This window comes from Rhodococcus sp. AC861, from assembly GCF_979256035.1.
Map to the genome: position 1 here is coordinate 1 of NZ_CEEDMW010000054.1, position 261 is coordinate 261.

A 261-nucleotide genomic window follows, 5' to 3' on the forward strand; every position below is an offset into this window, starting at 1 on the left:
GTCGACGTCTTCCGGGTGCGTGTCGTGTTCGCCGTGCTGTGCGCTGCGGCCGGTGCGGGTATCGCCGCCTCCGGTCTGCTGTGGGTCTTCACGTCCGCCGGTGACGACGTCCGTAAACCGGATCGCGCGGAGCGTCGACGCGCGTCCGGGCTTCTCGTCCTGGGCATCGGCGGCGCCGTCGCCCTGGGGTCGGGTCTGAGCGGCAACTCGTGGACCATCGTGGCCCCCGTCGTCGTCGTCGCTATCGGCGCGACGCTGGTG

Annotated in this window: 1 pseudogene; it reads left to right on the forward strand. The window is 71.6% G+C overall.

Annotation, left to right across the window (positions count from 1 at the left end):
* Positions 1 to 261 (forward strand): annotated as a pseudogene (locus AC0IX4_RS23115) (histidine kinase); the annotation flags it as partial.